The 21,271-nt window shown below is 45.5% G+C and carries 17 protein-coding genes; 1 reads left to right on the top strand and 16 read right to left on the bottom strand.

Annotated elements, in window-relative coordinates; genetic code table 11:
- Positions 1-3: 3 nt before the first annotated feature.
- Positions 4-1,251, bottom strand: coding sequence for a GTPase HflX (gene hflX, locus GFC30_RS07960; RefSeq protein WP_066324058.1), 1,248 nt, complete (start codon positions 1,249-1,251; stop codon positions 4-6).
- A 143-nt stretch (positions 1,252-1,394) separates the two neighbouring features.
- On the opposite strand from hflX, the gene GFC30_RS07955 reads away from it, so the two are divergent.
- A complete protein-coding gene (locus GFC30_RS07955; RefSeq protein WP_066324055.1) occupies positions 1,395-2,003 on the top strand; it encodes a trimeric intracellular cation channel family protein in 609 nt (202 codons plus the stop codon).
- 117 nt (positions 2,004-2,120) lie between these two features.
- Here the strand turns inward: GFC30_RS07955 and GFC30_RS07950 are convergent, their stop codons facing one another.
- The 15 genes from GFC30_RS07950 to GFC30_RS07880 form a co-directional block, all read right to left on the bottom strand.
- Positions 2,121-3,275 (bottom strand): thiolase family protein, encoded by a 1,155-nt coding sequence (locus tag GFC30_RS07950; protein WP_066327251.1) that lies wholly within the window; start codon positions 3,273-3,275, stop codon positions 2,121-2,123.
- 14 nt (positions 3,276-3,289) lie between these two features.
- Entirely contained in the window at positions 3,290-4,138 is an 849-nt protein-coding gene (locus tag GFC30_RS07945; RefSeq protein ID WP_066324054.1) for a 3-hydroxyacyl-CoA dehydrogenase family protein, read from the bottom strand.
- 12 nt (positions 4,139-4,150) lie between these two features.
- Positions 4,151-5,758, bottom strand: a complete 1,608-nt coding sequence (locus GFC30_RS07940) for a long-chain fatty acid--CoA ligase (RefSeq protein WP_066324052.1) — start codon at positions 5,756-5,758, stop codon at positions 4,151-4,153.
- Positions 5,721-6,836 carry a CaiB/BaiF CoA transferase family protein gene (locus GFC30_RS07935; protein WP_066324049.1) on the bottom strand — a complete coding sequence of 372 codons (1,116 nt, stop codon included), beginning with the start codon at positions 6,834-6,836 and terminating at the stop codon, positions 5,721-5,723. The genes GFC30_RS07940 and GFC30_RS07935 overlap by 38 nt, the downstream gene beginning before the upstream one ends.
- Before the next feature lie 11 nt (positions 6,837-6,847).
- On the bottom strand, positions 6,848-7,990 hold the full coding sequence (locus GFC30_RS07930; protein ID WP_066324047.1) for an acyl-CoA dehydrogenase family protein: 1,143 nt from the start codon (positions 7,988-7,990) through the stop codon (positions 6,848-6,850).
- A 12-nt stretch (positions 7,991-8,002) separates the two neighbouring features.
- Positions 8,003-9,562 (bottom strand): fatty acid--CoA ligase, encoded by a 1,560-nt coding sequence (locus GFC30_RS07925; protein WP_066324041.1) that lies wholly within the window; start codon positions 9,560-9,562, stop codon positions 8,003-8,005.
- 138 nt (positions 9,563-9,700) lie between these two features.
- Positions 9,701-10,630 carry a stage V sporulation protein K gene (gene spoVK, locus GFC30_RS07920; RefSeq protein WP_066324038.1) on the bottom strand — a complete coding sequence of 310 codons (930 nt, stop codon included), beginning with the start codon at positions 10,628-10,630 and terminating at the stop codon, positions 9,701-9,703.
- Positions 10,631-10,785: 155 nt separating this feature from the next.
- Positions 10,786-11,010, bottom strand: coding sequence for an RNA chaperone Hfq (gene hfq / locus GFC30_RS07915; protein WP_066324037.1), 225 nt, complete (start codon positions 11,008-11,010; stop codon positions 10,786-10,788).
- Positions 11,011-11,043: 33 nt separating this feature from the next.
- Positions 11,044-11,991, bottom strand: coding sequence for a tRNA (adenosine(37)-N6)-dimethylallyltransferase MiaA (gene miaA, locus GFC30_RS07910; RefSeq protein ID WP_066327248.1), 948 nt, complete (start codon positions 11,989-11,991; stop codon positions 11,044-11,046).
- 152 nt (positions 11,992-12,143) lie between these two features.
- The gene (locus GFC30_RS07905) at positions 12,144-13,838 is read right to left on the bottom strand and encodes a methyl-accepting chemotaxis protein (RefSeq protein ID WP_066324034.1); all 1,695 of its coding nucleotides are present in this window, start codon (positions 13,836-13,838) and stop codon (positions 12,144-12,146) included.
- Between the two features lie 89 nt (positions 13,839-13,927).
- Complete coding sequence (locus GFC30_RS07900) at positions 13,928-15,256, bottom strand: MDR family MFS transporter (protein WP_409978515.1); 1,329 nt, start codon at positions 15,254-15,256, stop codon at positions 13,928-13,930.
- Positions 15,257-15,374: 118 nt separating this feature from the next.
- Positions 15,375-17,219, bottom strand: coding sequence for a DNA mismatch repair endonuclease MutL (gene mutL / locus GFC30_RS07895; RefSeq protein ID WP_066324031.1), 1,845 nt, complete (start codon positions 17,217-17,219; stop codon positions 15,375-15,377).
- A gap of 12 nt (positions 17,220-17,231) precedes the next feature.
- Positions 17,232-19,799, bottom strand: coding sequence for a DNA mismatch repair protein MutS (gene mutS / locus GFC30_RS07890; protein WP_066324028.1), 2,568 nt, complete (start codon positions 19,797-19,799; stop codon positions 17,232-17,234).
- A 78-nt stretch (positions 19,800-19,877) separates the two neighbouring features.
- Entirely contained in the window at positions 19,878-20,420 is a 543-nt protein-coding gene (gene cotE, locus GFC30_RS07885) for an outer spore coat protein CotE (protein ID WP_066324024.1), read from the bottom strand.
- Positions 20,421-20,827: 407 nt separating this feature from the next.
- The gene (locus GFC30_RS07880) at positions 20,828-21,271 is read right to left on the bottom strand and encodes a YlbF/YmcA family competence regulator (RefSeq protein WP_066324022.1); all 444 of its coding nucleotides are present in this window, start codon (positions 21,269-21,271) and stop codon (positions 20,828-20,830) included.

Raw genomic sequence — 21,271 nt, 5'->3', positions numbered from 1 at the left:
TTTCTATTTTTTGTATGTTCTCAGTTGCAACAAAAGCGGATGATCTGGCAAGATGTAGCCGCTGCATTCATACATCCCGCTTTGTTCATTGTAGTGCATGTGCTGTACAATCGTTTCTGCTTTTAACTGATCGAGCAGTTTTCCCTCAGACGCTCGAATCGCCACATCGTAACGTTCCATCGCTTCTGTGATCCTCGTTTCCATAAATCGGCGCAGCGCTTGTATGTCTTGTTCGTTCAACGCGCTCACTAGCATATAATCTGTTTTCGGACTTGGAACAAAGCTTGGGAGGACGATGTCGCGTTTATTGTAAACCGTCGCGATCGGAATGGTCGTCGCCTCTAATTCTTCGAGCAAGCGATAAACGGTTTGTTCATGTTGAATATAATCGGGATTCGACGAATCGACAATATGTAAAATCAAATCCGCCTCTTTCACTTCTTCTAGCGTGGAGCGAAAGGCGGCGACAAGCGTTGTCGGCAAGTCTTGAATAAAGCCGACCGTGTCCGTCAAAAGTACCGTATAACCGCTCGGCAGCACGAGTTTTCTCGTCAGCGGATCAAGAGTGGCGAACAATAAGTTTTCCTCGAATGAATCGGCGTTCGTTAGACGGTTAAAGAGCGTTGACTTGCCAGCGTTCGTATAGCCGACGAGCGCGATTTGAAACACCGCGTTTTTCTTCCGCCGTTCGCGATAGCGTTCGCGATGTTCAACAATGACTTTTAGTTGCGCTTTAATCTCATCGATACGACGGCGAATATGACGGCGGTCTGTTTCTAGTTTCGTTTCCCCCGGCCCTCTCGTTCCGATTCCGCCGCCAAGACGAGAAAGCTCGACACCTTGTCCACTTAAACGCGGCAATATGTATTGCAGTTGGGCAAGTTCGACTTGCAATTTTCCTTCTTTTGACCACGCCCGTTGCGCGAATATATCTAAAATGAGCTGCGTCCGGTCAATGACCCGCACATTTAACAGCTTTGTCAAGTTGCGGTTTTGGCTTGGCGACAGTTCGTCATTAAAAACGACGACATCTGGTTCAAACTGTTCGACGAGCCGCACAAGTTCTTCGACTTTTCCTTTGCCAATATACGTAGCTGGATGAATCGTCTCTCGCTTTTGCGTAAGGATGATGACGACTTCGCCGTTTGCTGTATGAACGAGCGAAGCAAGCTCTTCCATCGAATAGGAAAACCGTTCATCATCGACATGCGGCAACTGGCAGCCGACGGTGATTACTTTTTCCAAACTCACACCTTCTTTCTTTTTCGCGAAATAAACCTGCCTTCATCATACCAAATCCAGCTTAAAATCGCTATCTTTCAAAAATAATTGATTTTCCGCCTCGTTCCCCCTAAAATGTTTACCGTAACATGAACAAGAAAGGACTACATTTTATGACATGGGAAGTGTTAAGCATTATCGGTACGATTGCATTTGCGATTAGCGGCGCGATTGTGGCGATGGAAGAAGAATACGATATTTTAGGCGTTTATATTTTGGGGATTGTCACCGCCTTTGGCGGTGGAGCGGTGCGCAATTTATTGATTGGTGTCCCCGTTTCGGCGCTATGGGAACAAGGGATGTTGTTTCATGTCGCGCTGTTGGCGATGACGCTTGTTTATTTGTTTCCACAAAAAATGTTGCCTCATTGGCAACGATGGGGCAATTTTTTTGATGCGCTCGGGCTTTCGGCATTTGCAATTCAAGGGGCGTTATATGCAGTCAAAATGAATCATCCGTTGAGTGCGGCAATCGTTGCCGCTGTCTTAACTGGAAGCGGCGGAGGAATTATTCGCGATATTTTAGCAGGAAGAAAACCGCTTGTCCTTCGCGCAGAAATTTACGCCGCTTGGGCGATTTTAGCCGGTGTCGCGGTCGGAACCGGCATCGCCGACTCCCCCGTTGGATTATATGTATTGTTTGTCATCGTTGCGGCATTGCGCATTTTATCGTATACGTACAACTGGAAATTGCCGAATAAGTCATTGAAAATAGAAAATTAAAGCAGGAGCTGGCGGCATCCTGCTTTTTTTACACTATCCCTACTCTCCCATCGTTTGGCTGCGCTACGCTCTTTCTTTCGGCAGCTAATCCTCCGCTGCGTGGCTTATCCGCTTTTCTTATCCTTCCCATCTCTCCACCACCGTCGCGGTTGCCATGCCGTGACCGATGCAAATGGTTAATAAGCCGTAGCGCCCCTTTCGTCGTTCGAGTTCGTGAACGAGCGATGTCATGAGTTTGACGCCGGTTGCTCCAAGCGGGTGACCTAAGGCGATCGCACCACCATTGACGTTTACTTTCGAAAGCGGTGCGCCAATTTCTTTTTGCCATGCCAATACGACTGGGGCGAACGCTTCGTTAATTTCGACAAGGTCAATATCGTCAATGGTGAGATTGGTTTTTTGCAACACTTTTTTTGTCGCCGGAATGACGCCGTCAAGCATATATGTCGGGTCCGAGCCGACGACCGTTTGGGCGACGATTTTTGCTTTTGGCTTCAAACCGAGGCGAAGTGCCGTTTCGCGCTCCATCAGTAGTACCGCCGCTGCGCCGTCGCTCATTTGGCTCGCATTGCCGGCAGTAATTTTCCCGTTTTGTTTAAAGACCGGCTTCAATGCCGCAAGCGCTTGCAGTGATGTATCTTTGCGCGGCCCTTCATCCGCTGTCACGATGATTTCATTTCCATCTTGGTCAAGCCCTTTTACCGGCACGATTTCTCGCTCGAAGCGACCCTCTACTTGCGCCCGAAGCGCACGTTGGTGGCTTTCGTACGCATATTCATCCAATTGTTCGCGGGTCAATCCGTATTTTTCGGCAATTAATTCCGCGGAAATGCCTTGGTGCACAAATTCGTACTTTTCGTGCAACGACGGTGGAATCGTTCGCTCGTTTCCGTCGCTTAAAATCGGCACTTTCGTCATGCTTTCAACACCGGCGGCAATCGTAATCTCCATATCGCCCGATTTAATTTCTTGGGCAGCGAAATGGATCGCTTGCTGGCCGGAGCCGCACATCCGGTTGATTTGCACCGCTGGTACCTCCACAGGAAATCCTGCCTCTAACGCCGCTAAACGCCCGATATTATATCCTTGCTCGCCAATCGGCGTCACGCAACCCATCACAATATCTTCGATCAACTGTTTTTCTATCCCAGTTCGCTCGACAACTTCATCAAGCACAACTGCCGCTAAATGAACCGGATGTTTGTCGCGAAACACCCCGTTTCGCTTGCCGACAGGGGTGCGTACGGCTTCGACAATCACAACTTCTCGCATGTCTTTCCCTTCTTTCATTGATATGTGTAAAATCCTTTGCCTGTTTTTCGGCCGAGATGCCCTGCTTCAACAAGTTTGCGAAGCGTTTGCGGTGGGCGGAATCGGTCGCCGTATGCTTCTGTCATATTTTCACTGACAAATAGCATCGTATCTAAACCGACTAAATCCGCAAGTTCCAGTGGTCCCATCGGGTAATTGAGCCCAAGGCGAATCGCTTTGTCGATATGCTCGGCGGAAGCGACTCCTTCTTCGTACATGCGAATGCATTCAATCATATGCGCCGCTAGTGCCCTTGTCGTCACAAACCCTTGCATATCTTTGACAACGACCGTTTCCTTGCCGATTTCTTCAGACAGTTGTTGAATCACTTCAATTGTTTTTTCGGATGTGGCGACCCCTTTGACGATTTCAATCAATTTCATCACCGGCGCAGGATTAAACCAATGCATGCCGACGACTTGGCTTGGGCGCTTTGTCGCTGCAGCAATGGCCGTCACACTTAATTCCGACGTATTCGTTGCCAAAATCGTCTCTTGTTTCGTATAGTGATCGAGCTGTTCAAACACTTGTTTTTTCAACGGTAAATGTTCTGGAACTGCTTCAATGACAATATCGGCATCTTTCACCGTTTCTTGTAAATTTGTTTCGGTTTGTATGCGGGAAAGGACATTCGTTGCTTCTTGTTCCGATAATTTGCCTGCTTTGACAAAACGGGCAAGGCTTTTTTGAATCGAATTCACTCCTTTTTCTAACGCCGCTTCAGAAATGTCGTATAAATAAACGGTTTTACCGCCCATCGCTAGCGACTGGGCGATGCCGCTTCCCATTAAGCCAGCACCGATGACAGCAATTGTTTGCGCCATTGAACTCCCCCCTTATTGAACATTCGCAAAATAATCACGCAATTGTTCCCGTAATTTCATTTTTAAAAATTTTCCGACACTTGTTTTCGGAATTTCGTTCATAAACACAATATCATCCGGAAGCCACCATTTCGCAAATTGCAGCCGTAAAAAATCGTATAGCTCGTCTTTCGTGACCGTTTTTCCTTCTTTGACGACCACGCAAGCAATCGGGCGCTCCTGCCACTGTGGGTGCGGTACGGCAACAACGGCCGCTTCAAATACCGCCTCATGCGCCATAAGCGCATTTTCTAAATCGACAGATGAAATCCATTCGCCCCCACTTTTAATGACGTCTTTCGTCCTGTCAACGATTTTAATAAATCCTTCTTCGTCTACTGTGACGACATCGCCTGTATATAGCCAGCCGTCGCGAAACGCCTCTTTGCTTCGCTCATCGTTGTAGTATTCGTCGGCAATCCACGGACCGCGCAAACATAGTTCCCCCATCTCTGTTCCATTCCACGCCACTTCGCCGTCTTTGCCGATCACTTTCATTTCTACCCCAGGCACAAGGAAACCTTGTTTCGCGCGAATGTCCAATTTTTCTTCATTAGATACATGTTGCTGGTAGCTTTTTAGGCGCGAAAGGACGACTAGCGGGCTCGTTTCTGTCATGCCGTAAGCGTGTACAAACGGGATGCCGTATTTCTCTTCAAAGGCGCGAATCATTCCTTTTGGCGCTGCTGAACCGCCGCATAAAATGCGCGTCACACTGCTTAAATCGTACGATCCTTTCTCCAATTCGTTCAACAAGCCGAGCCAAACGGTCGGCACACCAGCCGCAAGCGTCACTTTTTCTTGTTCCATCAGCTCTGCCAATATTTTCGGCGTAAACGCTGCGCCCGGCATCACTAACGTCGTCCCAAACCAAACGGCGGCAAACGGCAAGCCCCACGCATTCGCATGAAACATCGGCACGACCGGTAGCGCGACATCCGATTCCGACAATGCTGCGCTATCCGCAAGCCCTAGCGCCATGCTATGGAGAACGATGCCGCGATGGGAGTATAAAACCCCCTTCGGATTTCCAGTTGTTGCGGACGTATAGCACATACCAGCAGGGTGATGTTCGTCGATGTCTTTAACAAACGAAATCGGCTCCGCTTGTTGTAGCAATTCCTCATAATGATAAACCGGCGCAAGCGTCGTTTCCGGAAGCGTCGGTTCATCGGTCATAATGATAAACGCTTCGACGTTTATTTCGTCTTTCACTCGTTCAATAAGCGGCAATAAATCGTCGTCAATCAATAGCACACGGTCGTTCGCATGATTAATAATATACGCGATATGCTGAGGCGACAGCCGAATGTTAATCGTATGCAATACCGCCCCGATACCCGGAATGGCAAAATACGCTTCTAAATGGCGATGATGGTTCCAAGCGAACGTGCCGACACGGTCCCCCGTATTTACCCCAAGTGTTCGCAGTGCACTAGCAAGCTTTCTCGTCCGTTCGCCAATTTCTTTATACGTATGGCGGACAATCCCTTTCTTCATCCGCGAAATGACTTGTTTTTTCGGAAAAAACAGTTCAGCACGTTCAAGCATTGTCGCAATATTTAATGGAACGTTCATCATTTTCGCTCTCTCCCCTTAAAAGATGTTCGTGTTCATTTAACTTTGGCGCTCGTGTGCGCTTAGTGAAAAAGTGCTCATCGTAGCGAGTCGCTACTTCGATTCGGTCATTTTCGATATGAATCATTTTTCGGTGCGGGTTATTTGCAAACCACGTTTTCGCCTCGTCCGTTTCTAACACCGGCGCTAAGCAACAATCGACTTGCTCGGCAAACGCGATCCATTGTTGGAGCGTTTTCGTGCGAAACAACTGCTTTATTTCTAGAAAGAGAGGATTGTCGTCGCAAGCTACCGATAAATGTCCTTCAAACCATGCTGGCTTTTCGACTGCGTGACAAAAATTTCTCCAAAAGTGCGGTTCAAGTGCTGCAAGCGCCATATACCGCCCGTCTTTCGTTTCGTACAGATGATACGACAAAATCGTACCAGCTAATACAGGAATCCCGTTTTTTTGTCCCGTGTAGTGTTCTACTACAAAATGGTTCGTCATCATCGAAAGCAGTCCATCGACAAGTGCAATATCTATATAGCGTCCTTTTCCCGTCCGCTCGCGGGCATATAAGGCAGCAATAATTTGTTCTACCGCATGCATGCTACCGATTAAATCAGCAAGCGTAATCGTTGGATGAACAGGGCGACCGCTTTCATCTTTGAATTGAGCGAGCATGCCTGTTAACGCCATATAGTTTAAATCATGACTTCCGAATGACGCATAGCGACTATGTTGTCCGTAGCCGCTGATGGAGCAATAAACGACCGCCGGATTGAGAGCGTATACGTCTTCATAGCCGAGCCCGAGCCGTTTCATCACACCGGGGCGAAAACTTTCGATGATGACGTCCGCTTCGCTAATGAGCTGCCGGACGGCATCGGCATCTTGAGCGTTTTTTAAATCGACGGTGATGCTTCGTTTATTTTTATTGTTCGCTTCAAAAATGCAGTCATCAGCAAGCTTCCGCATCATATCCCCTGTTTTTGGCTCAATTTTCACAACTTCGGCGCCTAAATCGGCTAAGCGGAGGCTCGCAAACGGACCAGGGAGATAATGAGAAAAATCAATGATTTTCACCCCTTCAAGCAACGAAATCCCCCCTATAATCCAAGATGTTTCGCGATGATCATTTTCATCACTTCATTCGTGCCGGCATAAATCGCGCTGACTGGGATGTCGCGATAGCGCCTTGCAATCTCGTATTCTTCCATATAGCCATAGCCACCGTGAAGCTGCATCCCTTCAGCGGCGACGCGCTTTGCCATTTCCGTAATCCACCATTTCGCCATCGATACGTTTGCTACGACGTCTTTCCCTGCGATATGCTGTTCGATGACATCGTCAAGAAACGCGCGCCCTAAGGCAATTTCCGTCGCCATTTCCGCCAAGCGGAACTGGACGGTTTGAAATTGGCTAATCGTTTTTCCGAACGCCGTGCGGTCTTTCACATATCGTTTCGTTAAGTCAAACATCACTTCTGCCGCTGTTTGCGCGGCGATAGCGACGATAAGCCGCTCTTGTTGTAATTTTTCCATCAAATAATAAAAGCCTTTTCCTTCTTCTCCGAGCAAGTTTTCTGCCGGAACTTTCGCGTCGCTAAAAAATAGCTCAGCTGTATCTTGGGCATACAATCCGACTTTTTCGAGTTTCCGACCGCGTGTAAAGCCTGTCGTTTCACGTTCAACTACAAGCAAACTAATGCCTTTATGCGGCGGGTTCGCATTCGGATTCGTTTTGCAGACGACGATGACTAAGTCAGCATGAATGCCGTTTGTAATAAACGTTTTTTGGCCGTTGACGATATAATAGTCGCCATGTTTCACCGCCGTTGTTTTGATGCCCGCCAAATCAGACCCTGCCCCTGGTTCGGTCATCGCGATAGCGGTGACGATTTCTCCGGACACGCATTTCGGCAGCCATTTCTTCTTTTGCCCTTCTGTTCCATATGATGCGATATACGGAACGACGATGTCATTATGCAAGCCGATGCCGACAAGGCTTGACCCTACTTTCTCTAATTCTTCGTTGATAACGACCGAGTAACCAAAATCGGCACCAAATCCACCGTACGTTTCGTCTACCCACGGGCAAAGGAAACCATTCGATCCCATTTTATGCCAAAAATCACGTGGAATGATTCCTTGTTTTTCCCATTCGGCATAGAACGGATACGCTTCTTTTTGCAAAAATTTACGGAACGCCTCACGAAAAATGTGATGTTCTTCGTGCAAATACGTTGCCATGTTGTCACCACCCTATGATTGCGCCATGTTTTTCATTTGCTCGCGCAACAAAAATTTTTGGATTTTCCCGCTTGCATTGCGTGGCAGCGCGTCGACAAAATAGTAGGCACGCGGCCGTTTATACGGAGCGAGCTTGTCGCTTTGTTTGCAAAACGCCTCTAACTGTTCCGCGGTAAGCTGTGGATCCTTTTTAACGACGAAAGCAACGACTTTTTCTCCCCATAAGGCATCCGGCTCGCCAAGCACCGCGACATCAAGCACGCCTTCATGTTCATAAAGAACATCTTCCACCTCGCGCGGATAGACGTTTTCGCCGCCACTAATAATCATGTCATCAACGCGATCCGCAACGTATAAATAACCGTCTTCATCCATATAACCTAAATCTCCAGAATGATACCAACCTTTATACATCGCTTTTTCGGTCGCTTCCTCGCGGTTGTAATAGCCGACCATCATGCATGGACCTTTGACAATAATTTCGCCGACTTCTCCTGGCGGCAAGATGTCGTCTGGATCAGACGGGCCGTCTTCTCGCGGCTTGACGATGCGAATTTCATGGTTTAAGCACGCGCGCCCAGCAGATCCCGCTTTCGTTAACTGCTCATCTTCGTATAAGAACGTAACAGCCGGTCCCATTTCCGTCATGCCGTATGCTTGGATTAAGTCGATGCCTAACCGTTCTTTGCATTCTTTCACAAGAACAGGCGCCATCGGAGCGGCTCCGTATAGACCGATGCGAAGCGATGATAAATCATACTCCGACAATTTTTCTTGCAAAAGCATATTCCACATTGTTGGTGCGGCAAATAATACGGTGATTCGCTCTTGTTCGATGACGTTTAATACTTGTTTCGGGTCGAAATGGTGAACAATGACGTTCGTTGCGCCAGCATGGACGCGTGGGAAGAAACAACAATGCAATTCCGCGCAATGGAACATTGGCGCGGTGACAAGCCCCCGCTCTGTTTCGCGAATGCGCATAACGGAATTGCAAATCAAGCTTTGCTCGATCATGTCGCGGTGCCGATGAATGACCCCTTTTGGCCGTCCTGTCGTCCCGCTTGTGTACATAATTGCGTATAAGTCATTTTCGGAAACGTCAATTGCTGGAAGTTCGCTACTTGCGCACTGGATTTGTTCTTGATAAGAAGCAGCATACGCCGGCACTTGTCCGTCGATGATCCAAAAAGAAATGTGCGGAAATTCATGATGAATGGCGGTGATTTGTGGTTCGACTGCTTGTTCAAATAACACCATTTTTGGGGTAGCATCAGCTAAAATGTAAGCGATTTCTTTTGGTCGTAAACGAAAATTAATCGGGTTGAAGACAGCGCCGATTTTCGCGCACGCAAAAAAAGCGGTCGCAAGTTCTGCTGTATTAAATAACACAGTCGATACACGATCTCCTTTTCGCACACCTGCTTTTAAGAAAGCGCTCGCAATTTTATCCACTTCTTTTTCCCATTGTTCGTACGTATAGCGAAGCCCTGTGCGCACATCGACAAGCGCTTCTTTTTTCGGGAATTTTCTTACCGTCTGAGCGAACACCTCACCAATCGTTAAATACAAAATAAACTCCTCCTTTAACATTTTATCTAAATAATTCTAAAAACAATGTATATTCTGACCTTTATTTTTACATTCTCCATGAATCTGCAAAAATCCTTCTTCATATCAAGAAAAAAAGAAGGAAGGGGATGCCTTCCTTCACGAACCAATGACTAAATCGCGGTCACGAATAAGTGTTAATTCTTTTTTATCATAACGTCCTTCATGTAGAAGGCGAACAGCTTGCTTGCGGATTGCCTTTTCAATGACATTGCGAATATATCGACCGTTGCTAAATTTTTTTTCTCGTCTTTCAAGCAATTCTTCGAGATGATAATACAGCTTTCGCTCCGCCTCTTTCGTCAGTTCGTATTCGCGCTCCCGTACCATTTGTTTGGCAATGTTCACTAGTTCATCGACCGTATAATCTGGAAATTCAATCATGAGTGGAAAGCGAGACGGCAGCCCTGGGTTTAACGACAAAAAGTAGTCCATTTCTGCTGGATATCCTGCTAAAATCACGACTAAATCCTCGCAATAGTCTTCCATCCCTTTGACTAACGTATCAATTGCTTCTTTGCCAAAATCTTTTTCTCCGCCGCGTGCAAGCGAATACGCTTCGTCAATAAATAAAATCCCACCGCGCGCCTTTTTAATTAAGTCGCGCGTTTTATTAGCGGTATGGCCGATGTATTCACCGACTAAATCCGCCCGTTCTGCTTCAATAAAATGACCTTTCGATAAGACGTTCATTTGGACAAATAATTTCCCTAATAAGCGAGCAACCGTTGTTTTTCCTGTGCCTGGATTGCCTTTAAAAATCATATGAAGCGCTTGTTTGTTCGATTTCAAGCCATTTTCTTTTCTCATTTTGTCAATGTAGAGCCATGCGTAAATTTCCTTTACAATTTTTTTGACGTTTTCTAGCCCGATTAATTGATCGAGCTCTTTTTGAATGTCGCGCAAAATGCTATGCTGTTCAAAATTAATGCCGTCGCTTCGTTCTTCTTTGATTGCATGATTCATCGTTTTGGCGTTTAACACGATGTTAATTTGTCCTTTTGCTTTGTTCATCGTTACTTCCGACAACGATTGTCACCTCACTTTCGGTCGCCTCGCCTTTTCAGTATACGTGTCATTAGGTAAAATTGTGACAAATGCCTATACCTATATGTATTCACACGAGTCCGTTCCGATGAAGCAACATAAACATTCGCCCGCTCCTTATCGAAGCGGGCGAATGTTTATTGCATCTCTAACTGAACGTTTTTTTCCGGCGCAAACGTGGAAATCGCGTGCTTATAAATGAGTTGTTGCTTTCCTTGCACTTCTAAAAGCACAGTGAAATTGTCAAACCCTTTGATTAAGCCACGAAGCTGAAAGCCGTTTAACAAAAATACCGTTACTTGTGTGCCGTCTTTGCGTAGTTGATTTAAAAATTGGTCTTGAATGTTGATTGATGTTTTCATGAACAGGCCTCCTCTTTTTCTCTCTACCTATGTTTATATATTCTTCTTTCGGTACAGCTTTCCTTCTATGTATTGTAAAATTTCGTCTCGCGTCTGATCGAACTTTGTTGGATCGGTCATATCAAACCAGCAAACAGGCAGTTTGTTGCGAAACCACGTCAGTTGCCGCTTGGCGTAGCGACGCGAGTTTTGTTTCAACTGCTCAATGGCTTCTTCAAGCGAAATTGTTCCACCGAAATACGAATATAACTCTTTATAGCCGATCGCTTGAATCGATTGACAATCTCTTAGTCCACGGTCATAGAGCGCTTTTACTTCGTCAAACAGCCCATTGTCTATCATTTGTTCGACCCGCTCATTAATGCGGCGATATAGCTGCTCTCGTTCCATCGTCAATCCGATAATAGCGGCATCATAAAGAAGTTCGGACGTCTGTGTTTTCTGCCATTCGCTCATTGTTTTTCCTGTACAATGATAAATTTCTAACGCTCGAATGACGCGCCGGACATTGCGCGGATGAATGCGTGCGGCACTTTCTTCGTCTACTGCTTTCAACATGCCAAACAATTCCATCTCTCCATTTTCTTCTACGAACTTGCGTAACTTTTGGCGGTATACTTCATCGGAAGGAGCGTCAGTAAACTGATAATCGTAAAGAACAGACTGAATATAAAGCCCCGTTCCTCCAACGATCATCGGAAGCTTCCCACGCCTTGTAATCTCACGAATCAATGGCCGGACGAGCTGTTGAAATTCAGCCACTGAAAAAGAGTCTTCCGGGTCTTTAATATCAATTAAATGGTGCGGGATTCCTTGCATTTCGGTAGGTGTAATTTTCGCTGTACCGATATCCATCCCTCGATAAATTTGCATCGAGTCGCCACTAATAATTTCTGCATCAAGGCGCTTCGCCAGTTCGACGCTCATCTTCGTTTTCCCTACCGCCGTAGGTCCGATGAGCACAACGAGCTTTTCTCTCATTCCAACCACTACTTTCTCCGTCGTGTCACACTCATTTATTATACCCAAACACGGGAAATTTTATCACGATTCTTTGGAAAAAGGAAGCATAAAGTAACATCCTCCTCAATAAAGTAAGGGTGTTCCTTTATGTTCGAACACCCTTATCCATATTATGATAATTTAAATTTTCCGATTAACGCTTGCAACTCTTCTGCCATATTTGAGAGGGCAATTGCAGATGCTGAAATTTCCTCCATTGCTGCTAACTGTTCCTCGGTCGCAGCAGAAACCTCTTCTGTGCCAGCAGCGGCAGATTCTGCATTTTGGTTGATTAGTTGCATCGCCTTCACGATTTTTTCTGCACCAGCAAGCATGTTCTTCACGGAAGAAGAAATTTCCTTCATTTGTCCTGCTACTTCTTGAACGGCCGTTTTTATTTCAACAAACGACTCCCCCGCTGTATGAATGGCTCCAATTCCGTTAGCCACCTCCGTGATTGCCGTCTCCATTGAGTGCACTGCCTCCGTTGTTTCTTGTTGAATAGTCGTAATAAGTGTCGAAATTTGTTGGGCTGATTGTCCAGATTGCTCTGCCAACTTTCGTACCTCATCTGCTACTACAGCAAATCCACGCCCATTTTCTCCCGCTCGTGCTGCTTCAATGGCCGCGTTTAATGCCAACAAATTCGTTTGTTCCGCAATTCCAGTAATGACCTCAATAATTTGGCCGATTTGTTTAGAACGCTCCCCTAAGTTTTTTACAACTTTCGCGAGCCCTGTCACTGTTCGATCAATCGAATTCATTTGTGTTACAGCTAATTGAATGGATTGATTACCTTTCAATGCTTTTTCCGAGGCTCCATTAGCAAGGATGGTGGCATTTTGCGAACGCTCCGCAATACGCTTCACACCAAGAGACATTTCCTCCACGATATGTCGCGTTTCTCCGACACTCTCTACTTGTTTTTCCATTCCCGCAGCAACATCTTGCATTGTCACCGTAATTTGTTCCGTGGCTTTACTCGTTTGTTCCGCGCTTGCTGTTAATTGCTCTGAAGAAGCCGCCACTTGCTCAGCATTCATTGATACTTGCTCAATCACTTCCCGCAATTGGCGAGCCATCTGGTTAAAGGCACGCGCCATTTCCCCAATTTCATCTCTGTTTTTTACCATAAGTTCTTTCCCTGTTAAATCCCCTGATGCAATCTGTTTAGCTGCTTCTGAAACAGCGATAACAGGACGAGAAATAATCTTACTAATATAATAAGCAACCATCATTCCAACAATAAGAGCAATTCCACCAAATATCATCATCCATATAATTGCTGCGTCTGCCCTTTTAGACGTTGCTTGATTGGCTTCATTAACTTCTTTTTGCTTCATCTTTACAAGCTGATCGGCTGCCACTTCAAATTCTTTCGTAATTTCCCTTCCTTTTGTTGCCACTAGCTGTGTGTACTCATTTACTTTATTTTGTCGCTTTAACTGAAACACGTCTTGACCGAATTGATAAAACTGTTGCTCAAGTGCATTTAATTTATCTAAAAGCACTTTCGACTGTCCACCCTCTAATTTTGGAGACAGTTGGCTACTTAATTTTTGATAGTCATCGTGCGCCTTATTAAAATTAGTGAGGGATGTATCGTCTCCAATGATCAAATAGCCGCGCATGCTACCCTGCTCTTTTCGAACAATAACTTCTAATTGTTTTACAGCAACCAATGTTTGAACCTCGTTATTCACTAATTGGGTATATTGACGATCAACCGATCTCATTTCATAATAAGCAATTGCGATAATTGCTACTAAAACAGCTAAAACAGCCGAAAAGCCGGCAATTAATTTTTTCCTCACTGTCATCTGCATTTAGAGTACCTCCATCCGATTCTCATTTCTTAAAACTAGACTACGCACCTCTCTATTTTTTTATCGGATCATACACCGACAATGTTTAGTTAAACCATTTCCCTTTTCATAATATGATTCCGGTCATTCGATGACATTTCATAAATAAAAAAGGAAGTCACTGCCGCCGCGATACTACCGACAAAACCAAATAAAAATAAGTGATGAATGCCGGTCATTATATCAGATGCCTTCGTTAAAAACGCTCCCATAATCGTGACACCGACCGCAGTACCAACATTTCGGCAAAACATAAAAAACGACGTTGCAATTCCTTTTTCATGCGTATGTGCTAGCTGTTGCGAGCCAATCACACCAACGGTCGATGTTAATCCGAATGACAATCCTTGAATGAGCATGGCGATAAATATATAAAAAAAACTGCTTTCTTGCTCTAAAAGAGCAAGCAATATGCCACATAAAACGAGCAATACGTTTCCAATAATCATCAATCGGCGATAGCCGTACTTTAAAATCCATTTTCCTGCCGGAACAGCGACAATCATCCAGCCGATAGACATGCCGAGAAGAACGACCCCGCTGACAAGCACCGATTTGTGGGCAATTTGCTGTAAAAAAAGCGGGATGTAGCTTGCAGTGCCAAATAGCGCCATACAGCCAATAAACCCGTTAATATTTATCCATTTTAACGTCTGATGGTGCACTAACGATAGCGGAACGAGCGGAGACGGTTGCTTTTTTTCATACATGTAAAACATGACCAAAAGCAAGACCCCAATCACCGCATACACTGCTTGGTGGCTATCTACCACCGTTACAAGTAAAAGTAGGCTAATCGCCGATGCAAACAATAGCGCGCCGAAATAATCCACCGCGGCACGTTTCGGCTCATACACTTCTTTATAGGGCATGAGCGTCCATAACGCCAACAAACAAAGCGGGATATTGACATAAAAAATCCAGCGCCATGATAAGTAGTCTACAAACACCGAACCTAATAGCGGCGCAAGTACTGCGGCAATGCCCCACATCGCCGTAAAAAACGCTTGAATTTTTCCACGTTTTTCAATTGGAAATAAATCGCCAGCAATAATCGCTGGAAACGGCATCATAAAGCCTGCGCCAATTCCTTGCACTGCACGAAACAACACGAGCTGCACCATTTGTTGCGACATGCCGCACAACAAAGAGCCGACCATAAACAACAAAATTCCAACTCGAAACACTTTCTTTCGTCCAAATAAATCGGACAATCGCCCAGCAATTGGCGACAAAACGGTCGTTGTAATCATGTACGAAGCGAACGACCATGCATAAAGCGAAAATCCTCCTAATTCTTTTGCAATAATTGGCATCGTCGTATTCATAATCGTCGTGTCCATCGACGCGACAAGCATCGCCACTACGATGCTCACCATAACCGACAGTTTATTTCTCACACTTCCAACCCCCTCGATAATTATCGAATACTTTATTTTACACGATGATGTTGTTTTTCTACAAAAGAAAAACCCTTCATTAGAAAGGGCTTTTCCTCTACATGACCCGCTTAAACATTTTTTCTAATTCATACGTCGAAAAATGAAGAATAATTGGGCGGCCGTGCGGACAAGTAAACGGGTCAGTCGCATTACGAAGCGACTCTAGTAACACAAACATTTCCTCTTGGCGCAAATGATGGTTTGCTTTAATCGATTGTTTGCAACTCATGACAATCGCCGCTTTTTCACGCAACTGTCCGATATCGACTTTTTTCATCGTCAACACTTGCTCAATCATTTCCTCAATAATTGCCGCTTCTTCCCCTTTTGGAAACCACACAGGATGTTCGCGCACAATAAACGTATGCTGACCAAACGGTTCTAAAAACACGCCACATTGCGCTAATAATTCACGATGCGCGTCGATAAGCAAATACTCGTTTTTTGGATAATGGAACGTAAGCGGGACGAGCAGCTGCTGCACGTCGTTCGTGACGTTCGCCACCTTTTCGCGGAAATATTCGTATTTAATCCGTTCTTGCGCGGCGTGTTGGTCGATAATATATAGTCCATTTTCGTTTTGCGCTAAAATATATGTGCCGTGCAACTGGCCGATCGGATAAAGTGGTGGGATGCGCTCTTTTTTACGTTCACTTTCCTCTACTCGCTGCCCTTCATTCACCTCCGCTACTTCGTCCATTAGTGGTGTGCGCCATTTTTTTTCGTTTGTCTTTAATAACACTTTCTCATCCGCTGCTTCTAGTGGTTCTTGCGGTCGTTCCTGTTCTTTGCGCCAACTAATAGGCGGTGTTTGCGGTATGACAGTCGATTCTTTCACGACATGTTCCAACGAAAACGCGCGCTGTTCGGCTTTCGGAGCTTCTCGTCGCTTTACCGTCACTTCCGGAATTAACGGTTGCGTCTGCAACGCTTGCCGGATTGCCGTTTCCACCAACTGGTTCAACTCCGCTTCTTTGCTAAAACGTACTTCTAATTTCGCTGGATGAACGTTTACGTCGACTAACAACGGATCCATCTCGATCGAAAGGAGAACAATCGGGTAGCGTCCAATGGGCAAAAGCGTATGATACCCAGCCTCCACTGCTTTCATTAGCGGCATGTTTCGTACATAACGACCGTTGACAATGGTCGAGATATAGCTGCGCGAGGCGCGCGTCACTTCTGGCAGCGAAATGTATCCTTTAATCGTAAAATCAAGCGATTGCGCTTGAATCGGGATCATTTTTTTCGCGACTTCGATTCCATAGATCGCCGCTAATACGTGGCGAACGTCGCCGTTTCCGTTTGTCGCAAGCAACGTTTTGCCATGGTGGCGCAAACGAAACGAAATAGAAGGATGGGCTAACGCCAACCGGTTGACAACATCGGTGACGTGACCAAGTTCCGTATGAACGGTTTTCATATATTTTAATCTTGCAGGTGTGTTGTAAAAAAGATGAGAGACCGTTATTTCCGTTCCCTTTCGACTGCTTGTCCGCTCGTGTTTGACGAGTTGACCACCTTTTAACAAAACAAGCGTCCCTGGGCTGTTGCCTGTGCTCGTTTTCATTTCTACTTCGGCAACGGAAGCGATGCTCGGTAGCGCCTCGCCACGAAAACCGAGCGTACGAATGCGAAATAAATCGTGTTCGTCTTTAATTTTGCTTGTCGCATGTCGCTCAAACGCGAGCAGGCAGTCTTCTTCTTCCATTCCATCGCCGTTATCAATGATGCGAATTTTCGCTAGCCCTGCTTCTTCCAATTCGATTTCAATGACTGTACTATTGGCGTCAATCGCGTTTTCGACAAGCTCTTTGACGACCGAGGCGGGACGCTCGACGACTTCTCCCGCGGCAATTTTATTCGATAGATGGTCATCGAGTTTGCGAATTTTCCCCACTATCCCACCTCCTTACTTCAGCAACTTTTGAATTTCGTATAATTGATTTAGTGCTTGCAATGGGGTCATTTCTAATAAGTTTAATGATTTTAAGGCTGCGAGCGCCTGCTTTTCTTTTTTCGAAAGCGGTGGTTCTTTCGGCGTTTCTTCTTCGACAAACATGCTTAGTTGTTCAAACGCCGTTTTCTGAAGCGAGCGTTCGCTATATACCGGCTGTTCAAGTTCAGCTAAAATTTCTTTCGCCCGCGCGATTAATTCCGGCGGAAGCTCCGCCAATTGTGCAACGTGAATGCCATAGCTTTTATCCGCTGGTCCGTCTTCAATTTTATGGAGAAAGACGACTTTCCCATTTTCTTCAATCGCGCTCACATGCACGTTTTTTAATTTTGCAAGCGACTGCTCTAGCACCGTTAGTTCGTGGTAATGTGTGCTAAAGAGCGTTTTGGCTCCAATTTTATCATGAACGTATTCAATCATCGCTTGCGCTAGCGCCATGCCGTCATATGTCGATGTGCCGCGCCCGATTTCATCAAATAAAATAAGGCTGCGAGGGGTGGCGTGAACGATGGCGTTCCGCGCTTCTAACATTTCGACCATAAACGTGCTTTGCCCCGATACTAAATCGTCCGCAGCGCCAATGCGGGTAAACACTTGGTCAAAAATCGGCAATACCGCTTCATCTGCTGGAACGAAACAACCGATTTGCGCTAAAATAGCGGTTAGGGCAATTTGACGCATGTATGTGCTTTTCCCCGACATATTCGGTCCTGTAATAAGCAATACTTCCCGTTCGGCATTCATCAAGCAGTCGTTTGGGACATATCTTTGTGCCCCGAGCACTTTTTCGACGACCGGATGGCGTCCATTTTTCACCACCAATTCCCGATTATCGGAAAAACGTGGTTTTGTATAGCGGTTTTCTTCGCTTACGGTCGCAAAACATTGCAATACGTCTAGTTCGCTAATGATTTTCGCTAATTGCTGCAAGCGTGGGATGAATTGTTTTACTTGTTCGCGAATGGACACAAACAACGCATACTCCAATTCCATGCTTTTTTCTTCCGCTTCTAAAATAAGCGCTTCTTTTTCTTTTAATTCTTGTGTGACAAACCGTTCGGCGTTCGCTAACGTCTGCTTGCGTTCATATCGTCCTTCCGGCAATAAGTGCAAATTCGCTTTCGTCACTTCGATATAGTAGCCAAACACGCGGTTGTAGCCGATTTTTAATGATTTAATGCCCGTTAGCTCCCGTTCTTTCTGTTCGAGTTGGGCAATCCATGTTTTGCCGTTTCGGCTCGCATCACGGAATCGATCGAGCATGTCGTCATATCCGTCTTTAATAACGCCGCCTTCTTTCACTGAAAGTGGCGGATTGTCATCAATCGCGTTTTCTAACAGCTCGACTAGCTCGCTGCACGGGTCAATGGAGCGAGCAAGCTGTTTTGCGTTGTCATTGTCTAATTGCTCCACGACTGCTCGAATTGCCGGCACTTGTTGAAGCGATTTTTTTAGTTGAATTAAGTCGCGGGCGTTAACGTTGCCGAATGCAACACGACCAGCTAATCGCTCTAAATCATAGACGTGGCGAAGCAAATTGCGCAATTCTTGCCGCTCAAAATAATACATAAGTAACGTCTCGACTAGCTGTAACCGTCGCTCGATTTTCTCACGTTGCAATAGCGGCCGGTCAATCCACTGTTTTAATAAGCGACCTCCCATCGCAGTCATTGTTTCATCGAGCAGCCATAAAAGCGAACCATTCCGTCCTTTCGTCCGAATCGTTTCCGTTAATTCAAGGTTTCGCTTAGAATAAACGTCTAGTTTCATATATTGATGTATTTCGTACAGTTGCACAGGCTGCAAATGGTCAAGGCTTCGTTTTTGCGTTTTTACTAAATAGTGAAATAAGCGAGCAAACGTTACTTTCGCTTTTTCGTCTACTAACGGACGTGCGATGTCTGGCAGGAAATTCGTTGTTGTATCGTCTTCAAGAGAAATCGTAAAATCAGCTCGCTCTTTTCCTTTTTGATGTAGCTCTTCAGCGAAATGAGAAGCAACGACCACTTCACGCGCCCCTGTTGCATATAATTCATTCCATACTTCCTCCATCGATGAAAGGAGTGTCACGCGGCTTTCCCCGGTAGATAAATCAGCATACGCAAAGCCGTATGTGCCATCAGCAAACGATGTTATCGTAGCTAAATAGTTGTTTTCTTTATCCGAAAGCTGCTTCCCTTCCATCACCGTTCCTGGGGTAATGAGTTGAACGACTTCGCGTCGCACGACCCCTTTGGCGGTTTTCGGGTCCTCCACTTGCTCGCAAATAGCGACTTTATATCCTTTTTGAATGAGTTGTTCAATATATCCTTGCGCAGAATGGTACGGTACGCCGCACATCGGAATGCGTTCTTCCGTGCCTCCATCACGGCTTGTTAGCGTAATCTCTAGTTCATGAGCAGCTTTAATGGCGTCATCAAAAAACATTTCGTAAAAATCGCCGAGGCGAAAAAATAAAAAGGCATCTTGGTATTGTGCCTTAATGTCTAAATATTGTTGAATCATTGGCGTGTACGTAGCCATGTTTCTCCTCCAACCATTGCTTTTTTATGCCTTTTTATTATAGCAAGGGACAAAAGAAAAAACTAGGAAAGAAACTTCCTAGTTATCGTCATCGCCAAGCAATAAATCTGACGTTAAATTTTCTAATTCTTCGTCGACATCGTAGTCAAAATCATCTTCGTCATGTCCGTCCGGATGAATCGATACCCATACTTTCGTTTCGCCGATGACTTCGGCAGCGAACTCTTTTTCCACTTCCACATTAATTTTATTGCCATTTGACGCAATCGTACATTCGAGGCAATTCGGTTGCTGGATGACACGAACAATAATGTCATGATCATCGCTGACGACGTTCTCATCGTCCCGATATTTTAACCGTACAACCGCCGTATACGAAACGGTTTCACTCACGACTTCTGTTTTCGTATTGTTATGATACGAATACCAGACGTTCACGTCGTAATGTCCATGAATTTCGATCGTACGGCCTCGTTTTTTCGCATCATAGCGATGGTTAATAATCCAGCAGCCTAAAATGCTAGACGGACGATTCGGCGCGGTAATGGTATGGGTAGATTGCACAAACTTGCGCCCTTTCGCCACTACAGCTTTTGTAATAATCTCTCTGTATCCAGACATACGAGCAAACCCTCCTCCAATGAATCTTCATTTCATCCTATGCATCACTGCGCCTAATGTGCACATAAGTGTAGAAATAAATCCGTATAGTTCATTGTATGCCGGTCTGCCCAAATATGTACTTATTTTTTACGAAAAGCGGAGAACGGTCCTTGGCGATAGCAGCCAAGGAAACATCCGACGGAAGCGAGGACTTTCGACGAGACGTGCCTTGCACGTCGACGGAGAAAGCAACCGCGGAGGAGGATGTTAGTTCGTAGCTAGCCAACACGAAAAGCGGAGGCGACTGGGAAATAAAACATCGATGGGAAAAAATTTCTCTTCATCCATTGATGAAATTACCCGCACATAGATCCGTTATTTTCACAGTAAAAAAAGACGCCCGAAAAAGCGTCTTTTTAGTAGCTTTAGTGGCAGCCGCAACCGCTCCCACAGTCATGGCTGCTTTTCATTTGCGCGCCTGTTTCTCCGCGCAATAAATCGCCACCTGTTGACGTGATAATTTCATCTGTTACTGTTTTTGAAATGGTTGAAGCGACCAATTGCAACAAATCATTTACTTCCATTTGCGATTGTTGAAATTCATCGACAATCGGGATTTGCGCAAGTTGTTCGTAAATCACATCAATTTCCGCCTCAACTTTTTTCAACGCTTCATGTTTGCCGTAATGTTGCAAATTAACCGCTTGTTTTTGCAATGACTTAATTTGTTGAATCATCGCCCGCACTTTTTCGTTTTGGTTAATTTTTTCTTCCGCTCGTTTGAAAAAGTCGACTTCTTCTGTTTCGGCAATCATTTTCGCCAATTCTTTCGCCTGTGCTAAAATATCGTCTCTCGTGTACTTTGCCAT

The organism is Anoxybacillus amylolyticus (assembly GCF_001634285.1).
Taxonomy (GTDB): domain Bacteria; phylum Bacillota; class Bacilli; order Bacillales; family Anoxybacillaceae; genus Anoxybacteroides; species Anoxybacteroides amylolyticum.
This window is presented reverse-complemented; position numbering and strand designations above follow the sequence as displayed.

What these genes read in the sequence shown, in the direction of transcription:
- GFC30_RS07955 (WP_066324055.1), top strand. Translation starts at nt 1,395, where the DNA reads ATGACATGGGAAGTGTTAAGCATTATCGGTACGATTGCATTTGCGATT.
- GFC30_RS07950 (WP_066327251.1), bottom strand. Translation starts at nt 3,275, where the DNA reads ATGCGAGAAGTTGTGATTGTCGAAGCCGTACGCACCCCTGTCGGCAAG.
- GFC30_RS07945 (WP_066324054.1), bottom strand. Translation starts at nt 4,138, where the DNA reads ATGGCGCAAACAATTGCTGTCATCGGTGCTGGCTTAATGGGAAGCGGC.
- GFC30_RS07940 (WP_066324052.1), bottom strand. Translation starts at nt 5,758, where the DNA reads ATGATGAACGTTCCATTAAATATTGCGACAATGCTTGAACGTGCTGAA.
- GFC30_RS07930 (WP_066324047.1), bottom strand. Translation starts at nt 7,990, where the DNA reads ATGGCAACGTATTTGCACGAAGAACATCACATTTTTCGTGAGGCGTTC.
- hfq (WP_066324037.1), bottom strand. Translation starts at nt 11,010, where the DNA reads ATGAAAACATCAATCAACATTCAAGACCAATTTTTAAATCAACTACGC.
- miaA (WP_066327248.1), bottom strand. Translation starts at nt 11,991, where the DNA reads ATGAGAGAAAAGCTCGTTGTGCTCATCGGACCTACGGCGGTAGGGAAA.
- GFC30_RS07905 (WP_066324034.1), bottom strand. Translation starts at nt 13,838, where the DNA reads ATGCAGATGACAGTGAGGAAAAAATTAATTGCCGGCTTTTCGGCTGTT.
- GFC30_RS07900 (WP_409978515.1), bottom strand. Translation starts at nt 15,256, where the DNA reads ATGGTGAGCATCGTAGTGGCGATGCTTGTCGCGTCGATGGACACGACG.
- mutS (WP_066324028.1), bottom strand. Translation starts at nt 19,799, where the DNA reads ATGGCTACGTACACGCCAATGATTCAACAATATTTAGACATTAAGGCA.
- cotE (WP_066324024.1), bottom strand. Translation starts at nt 20,420, where the DNA reads ATGTCTGGATACAGAGAGATTATTACAAAAGCTGTAGTGGCGAAAGGG.
- GFC30_RS07880 (WP_066324022.1), bottom strand. Translation starts at nt 21,271, where the DNA reads ATGGCAAAGTACACGAGAGACGATATTTTAGCACAGGCGAAAGAATTG.